Raw genomic sequence first — 15,591 nt, forward strand, 5'->3', positions numbered from 1 at the left:
ATGGATATCTTAGATTGGTTTCCTGAAGGAGAAATTCTAGAGCATCCGGTGCAAAAGGCTGGAACGGTAACGCTTGCTCTGCCTTCTCATCGCTGGTTGCTCTTACCAGAAGAGAAACTGACAGATCGGGAGCAAAGGTTGTTGCAACTCTTAACAGATCAAGTTGTCGATGCGCCGACAGACCCTTGGTATCGTTATTTATTAGAAGGTCAAGGAGATTTGCCTATTCCTTTGAAAAAACTCCAGGTCCTTCATTGCCATCTGACACATGCCCAGGCTGAGGGTTTTGCCTCCTGGCTTGAGATGATGCGTCTTCTGTTTCCAAATTATGTGACAGATTTTCAGGTCGGTAGTCAGGATATTCTCTTTATCTTGGATCAAAGTCAGTTTTATTCGGTTGCAGCGATCCTCAGAGATACCTTATCGGCCATGGAGTATGACTTTAACCTTGGGATGGTCTTGGTCTTGGGTCAAGTCTGGCCTATCCAAGCAGGATTGCCCCTTACCACACTGGTTCAAGCTGAACGCGCGGTGATCCAGACTTGGGGCTATAAGGATCGGATCTCAGCTGTCCATCGCTTCTCCCAGCTCTACCTTTGGGCCCTGAATGAATCGATAGAAGAGCTTGCGACGATCAAGCAAGGCTTGCATCAGTTGATTAGCAGTCAGGATCAATTAGAAGAAATTATTTTGGCCCTGTGGGACAATGCGGCAGTGGTGACCAAGGCAGCTCAACAGCTCTATTTGCACCGCAATTCTCTCCAATATAAGATTGATAAGTGGGAAGAATTGACCGGTCTTTCGCTCAAGGAATTAACAGATCTGAGCCTGTGTTACCAGGTTATTTTAGAAGATCATCTCTAGTTTTGTGCACCTTGCACAAAACTCTTTTTTTATTTTGTTCAGGCTGCCATGGAAATGTGAAGCGTTTTCAATTACAATAGGATTACAAATATCAAAGGAGTACCATCATGGTAGAATTAAATCTTAAAAACATTTACAAAAAATATCCAAACAGCGAACACTACTCAGTTGAAGACTTCAACTTGGACATCAAAGACAAAGAATTTATCGTTTTCGTAGGACCTTCAGGATGTGGGAAATCAACGACGCTTCGTATGATTGCAGGTCTTGAAGACATCACAGAAGGAACTGCCTCTATCGATGGAGTAGTTGTCAACGACGTAGCTCCAAAAGACCGTGATATTGCCATGGTATTCCAAAACTACGCTCTTTACCCACACATGACTGTATACGATAACATGGCTTTTGGTTTGAAATTGCGTAAATACAGCAAAGAAGACATCGACAAACGCGTCCAAGAAGCAGCTGAAATCCTTGGCTTGAAAGAATTCTTGGAACGTAAACCAGCTGACCTTTCAGGTGGTCAACGCCAACGTGTGGCCATGGGTCGTGCCATTGTCCGTGATGCAAAAGTGTTCTTGATGGACGAACCGTTGTCAAACTTGGATGCTAAATTGCGTGTATCCATGCGTGCCGAAATCGCTAAAATCCACCGTCGTATCGGAGCTACAACCATCTACGTAACTCACGACCAAACAGAAGCGATGACTCTTGCAGACCGTATCGTTATCATGTCTGCTACTAAGAACCCTGCTGGTACTGGTACAATCGGACGTGTAGAACAAATCGGTTCTCCTCAAGAAGTGTACAAAAATCCAGTGAACAAATTTGTAGCTGGATTCATCGGAAGCCCAGCTATGAACTTCATCAATGTGAAATTGGATGGGGACCGTATCGTTGCCAATGGCTTAGATTTGAAAGTTCCAGAAGGAGCTTTGAAAGTCTTGAAGGAAAAAGGCTACGAAGGAAAAGAAATCATTTTTGGTATCCGTCCAGAAGATGTGAATACAGAAACTGCCTTTCTTGATACGTTCCCTAAATCAGTTGTCACTGCAACAGTCTCAGTTTCTGAGTTGTTAGGTTCTGAGTCTCACTTGTACTGCCAAGTTGGGGATAGTGAATTCGTTGCAAAAGTAGATGCGCGTGATTACCTTGGAACTGGTGAAACCATCGAACTTGGATTTGACTTGAACAAGGCTCACTTCTTCGATAAAGAAACTGAAAAAACAATTTACTAATCATTGAGTTCGACGGAGGCTGAGACGGATTGTCTCAGTCTCTTTTATATGAAGGAGACAAGACATGGAAAAAGATTGGTGGAAGGGGAAGGTCGCTTACCAGATCTACCCGAAAAGCTTTAAGGATAGTAATGGAGATGGTGTTGGGGATTTAAAAGGCATCACGGAAAAACTCGATTACCTGCAAAAATTGGGGATTGATATTCTCTGGCTATCTCCTGTTTACAAGAGTCCTTTTATTGACCAGGGCTATGATATTTCAGACTATTATGCCATTGACCCTCTTTTTGGGACCATGGAAGATATGGAAGAGCTAATTGCGGAAGGCAAGAAGCGGGGCATTTCCATCATCATGGACTTGGTGGTCAACCACTGTTCTAGTCATCACGAATGGTTTCAAAAAGCTCTAGCGGATCCAGATGGCCCTTATGCGGACTACTTTTATTTCATCGAAAGTGACAAAGAACCCAACAACTGGGAAAGTTACTTTGGAGGCAGTGTTTGGGAGCCGGTTCCTGGCACCAACAAATACTATCTTCATTCTTTCCACAAGGATCAGCCGGACCTCAATTGGCAAAATCCAATCGTGCGCGAAGAAATTTACACCATGATCAACTGGTGGTTGGACAAGGGGATTGCGGGCTTTCGGATCGATGCCATTATCAATATCAAAAAAGATTTAGAATGGCGTTCGTTGCCATCAGATCGGGAGAATGGCTTGGTCCCAGTGCCGGAATCATTGGTGAATGCTCAACCGATTGAACCCTTCTTGCAAGAGTTAAAGGAGCGCACCTTTGCCAAGTACAATGCCTTCACAGTAGGGGAAGTGTTCAATGAAACCGACGAAGAGTTGCATTTCTTTATCGGAAAAGATGGCGTTTTCTCATCGATTTTTGACTTCAAGCAAACCTGCTTAGGACAGGAAGGAAAGGGCTGGTTTGACCATACTCTTCCAACAGCGGAAGACCTCAAGGAAAGTATTTTCCAAGCGCATGAGCGCGCAGATAGGATTGGGGTTCTCTCGACCATCATCGAAAACCACGACGAACCTCGTGGGGTGTCCCATTATATCGCAGAAGGTCCAGTAAACGACACCAGTAAAAAAGCCCTGGGAACCATTCAGGTTTTGCGCAAGGGAATTCCGTTTATCTATCAAGGTCAAGAAATTGGAATGGAGAACCAAGTCTTTGAATCAGTGGAGGACTTTGATGATATCGCGACCATCAATGGCTACCATGTAGCTAAAGAAGCTGGTTTGAGCGAGGAAGAAGCCTTAGCAGTGATTGCCAACTATAGCCGAGACAATGCGCGGACGCCGATGCAATGGTCAGCAGAGCCAGGTCTAGGCTTTAGCAATGGACCTGCCTGGTTGATCAGTCCCAAACCAGATGATTCCATCAATGTGGAAGATCAGGAAAAGGATCCAGATTCTATTTTGAATTATTACCGCCAGTTAACAGCTTTGTATCGCCATCCCCTCTATGGAAATACCATCCGGTTTGGAGATATGATCCCAGCTTATCGGGACCGTGAGAATATCATCGCCTTCGAACGCCGTGGGGACAAGCGTCTCTTGGTAATCAGCAATTTCCAAAATCGTGAGGCCACTTTGGAGTTGCCAGCTCCGATCAAAACGCTCGTTTTAAATAATACCGCAGGGGTGTTCCAAGAAGGAGACCAAGTGTTAGAATTGGCCCCTTACCAAACCATTGTGTTGGAATTAGTGGAATAGCAAAGAACCTTCGCAAACGCGAAGGTTCTTTTCATGTCATCCAAGTCTAAAGCTGAAACTTATTTAACTTCTTTCTTTTTCAAGAGGAGGAAGCCTCCGCTAACGGTTAGCAAGAAGCCTGAAAGAATGAAGTGCGCCGTTGTGTCTTCTCCAGTTTGTGGCAATTGTGCCTTGGATGGACTTTCTTGGAAGCTTTGTCCCACTTGGTAAGTCAAGGCTTGCATACTTTCTCCATTTTCAGTTGTTATTTCTTTTTGTGGAAGGAGAACTTTAGGAGTCTCCTTCTTGGTCAAGATTGGCTGTGGAGTGGTTGTTTGGTTATGAATTGGAACCACCACTTGATCTGGTTCTTTCGCTGGAACGTAATCCATCAAGCTTGCTAACTTGCTGCCAAAGATCGCATTGGTTACCCAGCGGAAGAAGTGGACAGGGTGTTGACGGTTGGTTGGATTTCCTGCATAGACAAAGAGTAGTTGTCCCATCAGTTCTCCAGAGATCGCCATAACTTTGTTGGCTAGAACATCGTTATGTGGCCACCAACCTGCAATATAATAATCGCTCGGAGCAATACTCATCAAGGTTTTGAAATGCTCTGGAACCTTTTCAATCCAGTTTCCTGAGTTGGAGTAGAAGAGGGTATTCTTCTTGTATCCGCTGGTCAATGGATCCTGATCATCAATGATCGCCTTCATTAAGCCTTCGTAGTCACTACCGCCTTTTAATTTTTCAGCGTCAAATCCTGCAAGAACTCCCAATTTTTCCAGTTTTTGCATGGCTTCCCCGCCGATGACGAGAGTTGGTTTCTTACCAAAGATGGAAGCGTCAAAGCGGTTGCTTTCCAAAATAACAACATCCGCTTCTTCTGGAGTATTGACAATTTGGAAGCCTAATTTTTCAAGGACCAGACTAGTATGAGCAGGCGCATCGACTCCAGCCCAATTATAGTGGTAGTTTGGAGAGTAGACCTTCATCGGTTTTAAGGTTGGTCCACTTGGCACTTTGTAGAGGGCATCGCCATAGATGGCATGGTTTGGTAGGAGCGAAGCAAAGGTATCACGGTCAACGATGTAGCCATCATCTGTCAGGTAGACTGATTTTCCTTGTGCAATAGCCTGGTTGACAGCTTTAACGGCACTGGCAGAGGTATTTGCGATCACATAGTAAGGCGCTTTTGGATCGATCTCAGAGGTCCGAGTCGCGCGGGTAGTTGTGACTTCTCCTAGCTTGCCTGTAAAGAGACCGTCCTTGAAGACTGGTTCTGCTTTGAACCCTCTCATATCAGGGAAGTTGACGAGAAGTTCCGCATACATAGCAGCCCAGGCGGATTCATTAGAACCTTTATAGAGGATATGGTTGGCATAGCCTCGTTTGGCTTGGGCCATGTCAATGACCAGGTCTCCTTTTTTGTAGGTAGCAGTATCTTCTTTGAGCTCTTTAACGAGGACACCATTGCGTTTGAAGTAGTCGATCATATTGAAGGCTTCTTGGGCATCATTGTCCTTGTCGAGGCTCATTGGGATGACGTAGTAGTCTGGGAAGAATTTCGGGCGACCATTTTTCACACGTCCAACGATTTCCCCATTTGGCCCGACCAGTTCGTTTTCTGCTTTTGGATCTTCGATTTTGTTGAGGCCACGAAGGTAGAAGTTAAGGCGCATTTCAAGAAGCTTGTCTGGATCTTGGTTGAGGAAGTCAATGCCTCCGAGGACAGCATTGCGACCAGCCTTATAAGACTCTTGGTTGGATTCTGGAATTTCAATGGTGTGGCCTAAAATACCGTGGTAAACGGCGTAAACGCCTGTGTAGCCTGAGAAGGAATCATCCCAGCCATCGCCCCAATCCAGTTTTGGAATGATGTAACTATCGTATTTGGAATTGGCAACCCCTGCACGACCCATATGGTGAGCATTTTCCAGCATGAGGTCGGACATGAGGTCGTATTCAAAGTTCGGATCATGCGGAGGTGTTGCAGGCTCAATCAAGAATTCTTTGATAAAGCCATGAATATCGTAGAGAGCGATCGGATTCCACTTGTTGATCATTTGGATGACGGTACGCACTTCAGGGTTGGTTTGGTAGCTAGCATCCCGATTTGGATCAAGCCCGTTTGCTAGGGCCCGCAAGTTGAGAGCATCTCCGTCTGGGTTTTCGGTAAAGTCAAACAAGAAGATGAATTTATTAAGCAAGCTTGGAATGTCGAGAGTAACTGTTTTAGCATTTCCAGCTTCATCTGTGGTGTTAAAGCTCACCTTTTCCTTGGTCGCAAAGGTATTGAAGAGGCCTGTGATGATGTCGATTCCTGGTTGTTCATCCGCATGCGTATTATGAACTAGGACAGGCAGTTTGTAATCCAAGGTCTTGTCCTTCAGTGCGGCCAGCATTTCGCTTGGTTTAGTTAAAGCTGTAGGATTGGTGCTAGACAGGTAGTGATCGATGCTGGCTTGGTCCTTACTCACAATTCCCATCTTCATATCCCGGCCTTGAGCGCTCTTACCAAGAGTTTCTAGCTGCACTAAACGATCAGGCTTTGCTTCTTCCTTGGATTTCTCAATAGCAGCTAGCATCTCTTCGTGTGTATGGTAGTCTTGGTAAGGTCGAAAAACAAGAGTTTTATTGATGGTCACACCTAAGTCTGTATTGGTTCCGACCAGCTCATGGTTGCCGATGTAGTTACGGTAAGTCCGGCGGATATTATTTGGGCTACGAAGGCTAAGGTCTTCCCCAAAGAGATCTTGCACTTCAATATGGAGATCCAAATCATTGCCGCTTGCAGTTTCTGTGATAGTAAGGAAGGGTTCCTTACTCAATGTTCCTGTTTCCATATCCCAGGTTTTCCACTCCGAGAGAGGCTTGTTGTCCAAGGTCCAGTTGATCTTGCCAGCAGCTTGAGCTTTTTCTTGGACTTTGTCGTCAATCGTGCTCTTTTCAGAGAGATAAATGGTGCTATTCTCCAATCGTGTCGCTTGGTCAGTGATCGTTGCAGCACGGTTAGTTGTTGGAGCAGCTGCTGTAGTAGGAGTTGCTTCAGAGGTCGCTTCTGGTTCCGCAGGATTGGCAAGGACTGCGGTGTCTTCTTTTTCAGCTGTAGAAGGACTGACAGTCTCAGTTGCCACAGCTTGCTTAGAAGCAGGTATCGCTTCGAGGACCGTGCTGGGTTCTGTTTGAGGTGCTTCTAAGCTATCTGCTGATACTTGGCTTTGTCCGATAACGGAAAGCAAGACGGCTGCTGAGAGACTGAGTGTCGTAGTGTACAAATGTTTCTTATATGAAGACTTCATATAGAAGGCCCTCCTTAAAAAGTTATTTTCCAGTTCTAGTATATCATTTAAGGAAAGCGTTTACAATAGATTCTCGAATAAAGAAGCCTTTGCATTTTGCAAGGGCTTCTCTGTCTATTTCGTCTCCTGATGAAATTGCTGGTAAAAATGGACCTTGACCTGGATGAAGGTTTCTAAATCTCTCAACAATTGGAGCAAGGTGGCGCGTGTTTCGAATTCTTCACGGGTCTTAGGCAATGGTCGCTCCCGAAAGATTGCTAGATACTGAGTGATATCGTCGAGAAGATCCTGGGCAGGATTTTTCTGGCTCAATTGCTGGGCGGTCTTTTTAAAAAGTTGCGCGAGGATGAGGCTTTCACTCGCTGCTAACTGACAGCGGTTGACGTTTTCTGCCATATCCCGCAGGATGTCGTTTTGGCGTTTGCGCATTTCGAAGTAGTGAATGTGGTAGTTGGTTTGATGGAAAAGATGGTTGGAATGGTCCAGATAGACCAGATTCAAAGCGTCCTTTAGGATATCATCCAACTCCTTGATCAAGCAGGCATCGTTGCGACCATCTCCTTTCCCAAGCATGTCTGCAAAACGACCAAGGATCTTTTTCAGTTGGTCTTCGACAACATCGTGATAGTGATCGATCGCTGTCTGATTAGAAGGCATATAGAGATTGGCCAGCAGGGCAAAGCTGGTCCCGATTAAAAAGAGGGCAAGTTCATTGAGCAAGAGCCCCCAGGAAGTAGACTGCTCAATCAAGAGATGGGTGACGAGGACCGTACTAGGCGTGATGCCGATCTGCCAGCCCATTAGAAAGGCACAAGGAGCATAGAGAGCGATAAAGACTCCCAGTGCCCAAAGGTTGAATCCAAAAAAGGAAAAAGCGAGGCTTCCGATCACAAGGGCTAGCAAGGTCGACATAAAGCGTTGGTAGCCTTGCTTGATGGTGCTCCGACGGGTATCAGAGACACTCAAAATAGCAATGATACCAGCTGAGATGGCATAGGTCAAGCCCAGAGCAGCAGCAAGGGCAGCTGCTAAACAGGTGACCAAGGTGAGCTTGATGGTTCGTTGAAAAAGAGGCATGGTTTCCTTTCTAGTTTGTTAGTTTCGCTGAGATAGATTTCATTTCATTATATCATGAATTGGCCTCATTCTCCTTTCTTGTGGTATACTAGTTCTATGGAAAATAACGATATCGTATACGGTGTCCATGCAGTCACCGAGGCTTTACAAGCCAATACAGGCAATAAATTATATATTCAAGAAGATCTCCGAGGAAAAAATGTCGACAAGATCAAGGCCTTAGCAACTGAGAAAAAAGTGTCGATTTCTTGGACGCCAAAGAAAACCCTGCAGGAAATGACAGAAGGAGCTGTTCACCAAGGCTTCGTTCTTCGCGTGGCAGCCTTTGCTTACACAGACTTGGCAGAGATTCTGAAACAGACAGCCCAAGAAGAGAACCCGTTGTTGTTGATTCTCGATGGCTTGACCGATCCGCACAATCTTGGGTCCATCTTGCGGACAGCTGATGCGACCAATGTCTCAGGGGTCATCATTCCTAAGCACCGGGCAGTCGGGGTAACCCCGGTGGTGTCAAAAACCTCTACCGGAGCAGTGGAACACATTCCCATTGCGCGTGTGACCAATCTCAGCCAAACCCTAGACAAGTTAAAGGAAGAGGGCTTCTGGATCTTTGGAACCGACATGAACGGCACGCCATCTCATCAGTGGAATACGGCTGGTAAGTTGGCTTTGATCATTGGTAATGAAGGAAAAGGGATCTCAACCAATATCAAAAAGCAAGTCGATGAGATGATCACCATTCCTATGAATGGCCATGTTCAAAGCCTCAATGCCAGTGTGGCAGCAGCCATCCTCATGTATGAGGTCTTTCGCAACCGACTATAAATAGTAGAAAGGCAATGATATGAAACGAAAAATCTTATTGGTTGACGGCTACAATATGATTGCCTTCTGGCAGGAGACCCGCCAGCTCTTTCAAAAAAGTGAGCTTGATGCCGCCCGCACCATCCTCCTGCAAAAACTGAGCCATTATGCTAGCTTTGAAGGGATAGAAGTCATCTGTGTCTTTGATGCCCAGTATATGCCAGGAGTGCGGCAGACCTACGATGAGTTCAATGTTCAGGTGGTCTTTACCGGTGAGGATGAGACGGCAGATGACTATATCGAGCGCTTGGCGGCAGAGCTCAATACGCCCCTCCACCAAGTATTGCGACAATTACAAGAAATGATGGGAGACAAGAAATGACATTTGCTATTTTAACAGATTCGACAGCAGATTTGGACCAAAACTGGGCCAAGGAACACCAGGTCACCATTCTCGGTTTGACCATTGAGTTAGAGGGAACAGTATACCAGACAGTAGGAGAAGGTCAATTGACCAGCCCTGAGCTGTTAGAAGCCATGAAAAATGGGGCCAAACCGACAACCAGTCAGGTCAATGTGGGCCAATTTCAGGAAAGCTTTGAGCAGTTTGCCAAAGAAGGAAAAGCTGTGCTCTATGTCGCCTTTTCATCGGTCTTATCTGGGACCTATCAGAGTGCCGTCATGGCACGTGATTTAGTCTTGGAAGACTACCCAGAAGCGATAATCGAAATTGTTGACCCCAAAGCGGCAGGAATTGGAGAGGGCTACTTAGTCATGCGGGCGGTAGCTGCGCGTGATGCAGGCCGTTCATTAGCAGAAGCCAAAGAAGAGATCATGGCTCTAGCTCCAAAACTGCGGACCTATTTCCTCGTCGATGATCTCTACCACCTCATGCGTGGTGGTCGCCTTTCAAAGAGTGCTGCGATCATGGGAAGTCTAGCCAGCATCAAGCCCATTCTCTGGATTGATGCGGAAGGGAAGTTAGTGCCTATTACGAAAGTCCGTGGCCGCAAAAAAGCCGTCCGAGAATTACTGGAGTTGATCAAAGCTGATATCGGTGAAAGCACAGCCTTGGTCTCTTATACAAACGATCTAGAAGGAGCCGAAGCGTTGAAGGCAGAAATGCTTGCGCTTGATGGCATCGACGAAGTCCTTGTGATGCCTCTTGGACCAGTCATTTCCGCCCACGTCGGCCCAAATTCCTTGATCGGATTTGTCATAGGAAAAGAAAATCGCAAATAATTTTCCAAATCGGTTGACTTTTATCTTAGAATTTTGATACAATAGTAGGCGGTATTGTTTACCCCATTTGTAAGGCCCCGGAACCTTTCAAATACCCTGCGGACCGGAACATCCGCCCTGTAAACAAAAACGACATTCATATAGGAGAAATCATGAACAAAACTACATTCATGGCTAAACCAGGCCAAGTAGAACGCAAATGGTACGTTGTTGACGCAACTGATGTACCTCTTGGACGCCTTTCAGCAGTTGTTGCTAGCGTGCTTCGCGGAAAAAACAAACCAACATTCACACCTCACACTGATACAGGTGACTTCGTAATCGTTATCAATGCTGAAAAAGTTAAATTGACTGGTAAAAAAGCGTCTGATAAGATCTACTACACTCACTCAAACCACCCAGGTGGATTGAAATCAATCTCTGCTGGTGAACTTCGTTCTAAAAATGCAGTACGTTTGATTGAGAAATCAGTTAAAGGTATGCTTCCACACAATACTCTTGGCCGCGCTCAAGGTATGAAATTGAAAGTATTCGTTGGAGCTGAACACACTCACGCTGCACAACAACCAGAAGTTCTTGATATTTCAGGACTTATCTAAGGAAAGGAACAATAAAGTATGTCACAAGCACAATATGCAGGTACTGGACGTCGTAAAAACGCTGTTGCACGCGTTCGCCTTGTTCCAGGAACTGGTAAAATCACTGTTAACAAAAAAGATGTTGAAGAGTACATCCCACACGCTGACCTTCGTTTGGTCATCAACCAACCATTCGCAGTTACTTCAACTGTAGGTTCATACGACGTTTTCGTTAACGTTGTAGGTGGTGGATACGCTGGTCAATCAGGAGCTATCCGTCACGGTATCGCTCGTGCCCTTCTTCAAGTAGACCCAGACTTCCGCGATTCATTGAAACGCGCAGGACTTCTTACACGTGACTCACGTAAAGTTGAACGTAAGAAACCAGGTCTTAAGAAAGCTCGTAAAGCATCACAATTCTCAAAACGTTAATCAACACGATTATATCAACGTTTCGAAACACTTCATGGTTCACACCATGGGGTGTTTTTTTGATTATTTTTAGCAAAATTCACACCACTTTTCACACCAAATTCACACCATTATTTTTTAAGATTACGAAAGGCAATTTCTCCAACAGCCATTGGAATTACATTTGAAGTGTTGACATAAGTCTTAGTTGTAATCGTATCACTGTGAGTGAGTGCTTCAGAAATAGCTTCCATAGAGGTTCCAGCTTTCTTAGCGAGCGTGGCTCCTGTATGTCGTAATTTATGAGGGGTTGCATGTGCAAGTTCTGGATGACGACGCTTAACAGATTTCATCTTGTTGTTAAGATAATCAGCATGGAGACAACTGTTTACATTTCCCTTTGTATCAATATACGTAAATACATACTGATCAGGAGTTTGGATAATATTGAATTTAGTCAGTTCAATTTTTTGTTGTTTTTTCCATTCCTGAAGTAAGTTAGTTAACTCATTAGGAATTCGAAAAGTTGTCTTCTTATTTCCTTTGGTAGACTTTGGATTTTTGTATTTATCTAAAGCTTGGACTAACTGAATTTCTTGTTCCTGTGTATTGATATGCTTCCATTGCAAAGCGTAACTCTCTGATTTTCTATCTCCCAAGAAAAAAGTAGTATAGAATAAAACATAGTCTTTGAATAGAATCTTTTCAGTCTCTAAATCTTTTTCAAAAGCTGTAAACCATGCTTGAAGTTCTTCTTGAGATAGAGATAAATCTTCATCTTTTTTTGATTCCTGTAGCTTGATGTTCTTAGTGGCTTTGATACGGCTTATCGTTTTTGATAGGCGATTAGTTTCGATATACTCTAATTCTTCTGCCCAGTCAAAGATAGAGTTAACGTAGCTCCTGATAACTTTGAAATTTGCATATTCTTCAGCCTTTTGAGTCAATAGATTTAGTACAACTTGTTTATTTTGATTAAGAAAGTCTATTGAATAATTCCCAAGTAAGGGTAAGATGTGTTTTCTAAAAGCAATTTCTGTTCCAACTATAGTTGCTTGAGAAGGTGGTTTAGCAGTAGAAGTAGTCTGACCTGCTTTGTAGGATTCCCACCAAACGTTTTGATAGAAATCTGAAAAGAGGATAGAACCGCTATTCTCCCATGAAGCAGATCCTCCACTAAGAATTTTATCAATCTTATTTTGAAGTTCTAGTTCGTATCTTTTTGCTTCACTCTTTATTTTGAACCGTTTTTCAATCACTTTCTTATCAATACCTAGCGAAGATTTAACCTCCTCAGGAATATAAACACGTAAGCGATAGGTTCCGTTTTTAGTTTTTGTAATAGACATAGTATTCTCCTTTTGAATTGAGCTAGAAAATACCATGGTTACATTATAACAAACCACCATAGAATTTCTACTGCTTTTGTAACCAGCGATTGATTTCTGTTTTGCTAAAGCGAACAGTTTTTCCCACCTTAATGCAAGGTAAGCCTTGCTTAATCCAGCTGTCTAAAGTATTGTTGGATATATTCAAATAATCACAAGTCTGCTTTTTATTTAAAAATTGATTGGTATTTTCATTAATATCTAAAAATTTATCCAGTTCTTTCTTAACAGTATCTGATATTAGTAATTGAAATTGCCGAATCATTTCGTCTGGAATAAATAAATTCATAAATAGTTCCGTTTATTTCTTTCTATTAATATTTTTATAGGAGCATTAGTAAATAACTATTATCAAGTGCATTCTCTGTTTTCTGTTTATAGAATGTATAGATTGCTTCCCTACTATAAAAACTGGTATATAATCCTCTTGAAATTTCTATATTTTATTGCGATAATAGAAGTAAGTAATAGGAATTATTACTAGTATATTTTGGGTTTGTTTCTGACACCGACCAAAGTTTAGAAACAAGCTCTTTTTTATTTTTACTTAAAGTAACTTTCATATCCTTATCCTTTTGAAAATATTCGAATAGTAGTTGCGGTACATATTTATATACGCTCCTTGATATATCAACGTTTTTTGACACTGAAAAATAAATTTGCTATTAAAATAATTGCTAAATTAATATTCCGTCTCTTAATCTTTTTAAGGTGAGTTTTAACCTTTTATCTTGAACATTTTTTCTTGTATTTTTTGTAATTGTGTTATTGAAGATCTTATTTCGTTCTTCTAAAGAGTATATTTTTAGTGGAAAAGTTTTATAAGAAGTTGTGGAAGGGGTTATACGAGTACCTAAACCATATTTTTTTGCTTCTTCTAGTGAATCGAACATTACTCTTATTATTTCTAAAACATGCCAACTAGTCATTTTTCCTAATGCATGTTTTGTTTCCGTATTTACTTCGTGGGATTGGAGCCTTTCTAAGATTCTTCTTTTAGTTGTACCTCTATTTGTTTTTAAAAATTCTAATGGAAGAAATGTAATGATTTCTTCATCAATTAAATCAGATACTGTAGTATTTGATAACTGATCAATAACATAGAGTAAAAATACTGTCATATAATCTTGAGGCTTACATTCCTTATAAATCTTCTTTAACTTCCTATTGCACGAACTAATTGATTTCTCGAGGATTTCTACATATTCAAAGATAGCTAAAGACAAGATAGATTCCAAATATTGAATAATCTTTTCATCAGTTAATTCTGTTAAGAAATGGGAATCTAATTTATTGGCTATATTACTATCCGTTAATTCGATTTCATATCTGAAGATTTCTAGATTATTTAATGATGAATTTATTTTACGGATTTGTTTGTTCTTTTTTGCTTTCTCAATTTTATTATAAAAAGTGTGTATTTCTTTTTGATTAATTTTACTCGTTATCATTGAAAAACCGTCTGCATTTTTACTTGTTCTATGGTTTTTTAAATCTGCTTTCTTTTCTTTTACAAATGATCTTATTAATAATTGACGAGTTGGTAAAGACGGTAATTTATCAAAAGCAATTGTAAATGCTAATTCAATCTTCTTAAACCTAACATAATCCAGATTAAATTTGATTTTAATCTTATAATCTGTTTCTAACTTATGTAATACCTCTAGTAATCTTAATTTAATCCCATTAATGCCTGAAGTTTGAAAATTAGGAGAAGGACCGTTAAGTTGGATTGCAGCAAATTTCTTTTTGTAATCTTCTTCTTTGAGACTAATTGTTACTTTTCCTAAATCTACCGATTGAATGGTGATTTTATCTAGTTCTCCTTCGGAATTGAATTCTAAAGAAGCAGTCTCTTTAAAGATTCGATCATCAAAAACAATAGGGTCACAAGTTACTTCTGGGCTAAGAATTGAGACTGTACAGTTATCAATACCCCAATAAGCTGGGGTAACTGAGAAACAAGATTTTATATTATTTTCGTTTTTTTTCTGTAGTTCTAGTAATTTTCTCTGTCTGAGTTCTCTATTTTTCTTATGCTTTTCCTTTTTTCTTCTTTCTGCAGGGAATAAATGATGTTTCTTGGCTACTTCTCTTTCTCGTTTACTTTTTTTATATCTTCTTACCATGTATATTCCTCCTTGTTGTTAAATCTGTAATGAAGATGTACTTTTAAAATGTAACTTTCTTTAAAATTAAACCTCCTTATTTTTCTTCTATTAATCAGTATGCCATTAATTTCACTAAAAATTGAGTTTTTCTTATTTTTTAGTGAAAAAAATTTTTAAAAATAAAAAAACACTCAATTATGAGTGCTTTAAAAACGCGTCGTAACAAGGTTTTGAAGAAAAAAATTAGGTTCTTACCTAATTTAATTTTTTTAGTTTAGAACAATAATGTTAAGAAAGAAATCAATACTTTCAGTACGATCTTTTATTGATGTGACAAGGTTTTGAAGGAAAAAGTAAGTTTTTATCTACTTTATTTATTTTTAAAAAAAATTTTTTTATTTTTCATTTAAATTTAGGATGTTGAGAAAAAGATCAATAATTTCAGTACGATTTTTATTTAGTTGAATTTTTTCGATTAAAAGTTGAAGATTATTATCTGAAGTTTCAGAAAGTGGTCTAAAAAAATCAGAAGGATCTATATCCATAGCAGATAAAATTTTTAGTAGAGTATCGACAGATAAGTTTCTTCTATTGTTTTCAATTAAATTAATAAAAGGCAAGCTAAGATCACTTTTTTCGGCAAGCTCTTGTTGTGTTAGCTTTTTACTTAGTCGATATTCCCTGACTAATTCTCCAATCTTCATTTACAAATTCTCCTTTTAATTATTGTATATATTTTTTGTTGATATTTATATAAACAATAGTATTTGAGATATAAAGTTTTATTTACAATAGTATATAAAAATGGTATAATGAGAGCGTTTGTAATATTATGTGAAGGACTTGGATTTAGGGCAGATACGCTTTA

General features: G+C 41.0%; 13 protein-coding genes and 1 pseudogene. 8 read left to right on the top strand and 6 right to left on the bottom strand.

Annotated features, from left to right (window positions below):
* The 3 genes from HA044_RS09770 to HA044_RS09780 all read left to right on the top strand — a co-directional run bounded on the left by HA044_RS09770 (position 1) and on the right by HA044_RS09780 (position 3,834).
* Complete coding sequence (locus tag HA044_RS09770; RefSeq protein WP_187540990.1) at positions 1-864, top strand: helix-turn-helix domain-containing protein; 864 nt, start codon at positions 1-3, stop codon at positions 862-864.
* A gap of 107 nt (positions 865-971) precedes the next feature.
* Positions 972-2,102, top strand: a complete 1,131-nt coding sequence (locus tag HA044_RS09775; protein ID WP_187540991.1) for an ABC transporter ATP-binding protein — start codon at positions 972-974, stop codon at positions 2,100-2,102.
* A 64-nt stretch (positions 2,103-2,166) separates the two neighbouring features.
* Positions 2,167-3,834, top strand: coding sequence for an alpha-glucosidase (locus HA044_RS09780; protein ID WP_187540992.1), 1,668 nt, complete (start codon positions 2,167-2,169; stop codon positions 3,832-3,834).
* Between the two features lie 59 nt (positions 3,835-3,893).
* Here the strand turns inward: HA044_RS09780 and HA044_RS09785 are convergent, their stop codons facing one another.
* Together HA044_RS09785 and HA044_RS09790 are read right to left on the bottom strand one after the other, a co-directional pair.
* On the bottom strand, positions 3,894-7,112 hold the full coding sequence (locus tag HA044_RS09785; RefSeq protein WP_187540993.1) for an LPXTG-anchored zinc carboxypeptidase: 3,219 nt from the start codon (positions 7,110-7,112) through the stop codon (positions 3,894-3,896).
* 114 nt (positions 7,113-7,226) lie between these two features.
* Positions 7,227-8,189: an aromatic acid exporter family protein gene (locus HA044_RS09790; protein WP_187540994.1), complete on the bottom strand. Its 963-nt coding sequence runs from the start codon at positions 8,187-8,189 to the stop codon at positions 7,227-7,229.
* A gap of 96 nt (positions 8,190-8,285) precedes the next feature.
* Between HA044_RS09790 and rlmB the strand changes: the two genes are divergently transcribed.
* The 5 genes and pseudogenes from rlmB to rpsI all read left to right on the top strand — a co-directional run bounded on the left by rlmB (position 8,286) and on the right by rpsI (position 11,245).
* Entirely contained in the window at positions 8,286-9,014 is a 729-nt protein-coding gene (rlmB, locus tag HA044_RS09795) for a 23S rRNA (guanosine(2251)-2'-O)-methyltransferase RlmB (protein WP_187540995.1), read from the top strand.
* Between the two features lie 19 nt (positions 9,015-9,033).
* Positions 9,034-9,336: pseudogene (locus tag HA044_RS09800) on the top strand (NYN domain-containing protein); the annotation flags it as partial.
* 35 nt (positions 9,337-9,371) lie between these two features.
* Positions 9,372-10,235 carry a DegV family protein gene (locus HA044_RS09805; protein ID WP_187540997.1) on the top strand — a complete coding sequence of 288 codons (864 nt, stop codon included), beginning with the start codon at positions 9,372-9,374 and terminating at the stop codon, positions 10,233-10,235.
* Positions 10,236-10,387: 152 nt separating this feature from the next.
* The gene (gene rplM / locus HA044_RS09810) at positions 10,388-10,834 is read left to right on the top strand and encodes a 50S ribosomal protein L13 (protein ID WP_001044622.1); all 447 of its coding nucleotides are present in this window, start codon (positions 10,388-10,390) and stop codon (positions 10,832-10,834) included.
* Between the two features lie 18 nt (positions 10,835-10,852).
* Positions 10,853-11,245 (top strand): 30S ribosomal protein S9, encoded by a 393-nt coding sequence (gene rpsI / locus HA044_RS09815; RefSeq protein WP_000075973.1) that lies wholly within the window; start codon positions 10,853-10,855, stop codon positions 11,243-11,245.
* A gap of 110 nt (positions 11,246-11,355) precedes the next feature.
* Here rpsI and HA044_RS09820 read toward each other — a convergent pair whose 3' ends face one another.
* The 4 genes from HA044_RS09820 to HA044_RS09835 form a co-directional block, all read right to left on the bottom strand.
* Positions 11,356-12,573, bottom strand: a complete 1,218-nt coding sequence (locus HA044_RS09820; protein ID WP_187540998.1) for a tyrosine-type recombinase/integrase — start codon at positions 12,571-12,573, stop codon at positions 11,356-11,358.
* Positions 12,574-12,640: 67 nt separating this feature from the next.
* Entirely contained in the window at positions 12,641-12,901 is a 261-nt protein-coding gene (locus HA044_RS09825; RefSeq protein ID WP_187540999.1) for a helix-turn-helix domain-containing protein, read from the bottom strand.
* Between the two features lie 388 nt (positions 12,902-13,289).
* A complete protein-coding gene (locus tag HA044_RS09830) occupies positions 13,290-14,741 on the bottom strand; it encodes a hypothetical protein (RefSeq protein WP_187541000.1) in 1,452 nt (483 codons plus the stop codon).
* 377 nt (positions 14,742-15,118) lie between these two features.
* Positions 15,119-15,427, bottom strand: a complete 309-nt coding sequence (locus HA044_RS09835; protein ID WP_048688519.1) for a helix-turn-helix domain-containing protein — start codon at positions 15,425-15,427, stop codon at positions 15,119-15,121.
* Positions 15,428-15,591: the final 164 nt, after the last annotated feature.

Source organism: Streptococcus sp. IMAU 99161 (assembly GCF_014435245.1).
Lineage (GTDB): Bacteria > Bacillota > Bacilli > Lactobacillales > Streptococcaceae > Streptococcus > Streptococcus lactarius.

Excerpts from the sequence above, each read along its gene's own strand:
- HA044_RS09805 (WP_187540997.1), top strand. The coding sequence starts at position 9,372 with ATGACATTTGCTATTTTAACAGATTCGACAGCAGATTTGGACCAAAAC.
- HA044_RS09825 (WP_187540999.1), bottom strand. The coding sequence starts at position 12,901 with ATGAATTTATTTATTCCAGACGAAATGATTCGGCAATTTCAATTACTA.
- HA044_RS09785 (WP_187540993.1), bottom strand. The coding sequence starts at position 7,112 with ATGAAGTCTTCATATAAGAAACATTTGTACACTACGACACTCAGTCTC.
- HA044_RS09830 (WP_187541000.1), bottom strand. The coding sequence starts at position 14,741 with ATGGTAAGAAGATATAAAAAAAGTAAACGAGAAAGAGAAGTAGCCAAG.
- rpsI (WP_000075973.1), top strand. The coding sequence starts at position 10,853 with ATGTCACAAGCACAATATGCAGGTACTGGACGTCGTAAAAACGCTGTT.
- HA044_RS09835 (WP_048688519.1), bottom strand. The coding sequence starts at position 15,427 with ATGAAGATTGGAGAATTAGTCAGGGAATATCGACTAAGTAAAAAGCTA.
- HA044_RS09790 (WP_187540994.1), bottom strand. The coding sequence starts at position 8,189 with ATGCCTCTTTTTCAACGAACCATCAAGCTCACCTTGGTCACCTGTTTA.
- HA044_RS09770 (WP_187540990.1), top strand. The coding sequence starts at position 1 with ATGGATATCTTAGATTGGTTTCCTGAAGGAGAAATTCTAGAGCATCCG.
- HA044_RS09820 (WP_187540998.1), bottom strand. The coding sequence starts at position 12,573 with ATGTCTATTACAAAAACTAAAAACGGAACCTATCGCTTACGTGTTTAT.
- rlmB (WP_187540995.1), top strand. The coding sequence starts at position 8,286 with ATGGAAAATAACGATATCGTATACGGTGTCCATGCAGTCACCGAGGCT.
- HA044_RS09775 (WP_187540991.1), top strand. The coding sequence starts at position 972 with ATGGTAGAATTAAATCTTAAAAACATTTACAAAAAATATCCAAACAGC.
- rplM (WP_001044622.1), top strand. The coding sequence starts at position 10,388 with ATGAACAAAACTACATTCATGGCTAAACCAGGCCAAGTAGAACGCAAA.
- HA044_RS09780 (WP_187540992.1), top strand. The coding sequence starts at position 2,167 with ATGGAAAAAGATTGGTGGAAGGGGAAGGTCGCTTACCAGATCTACCCG.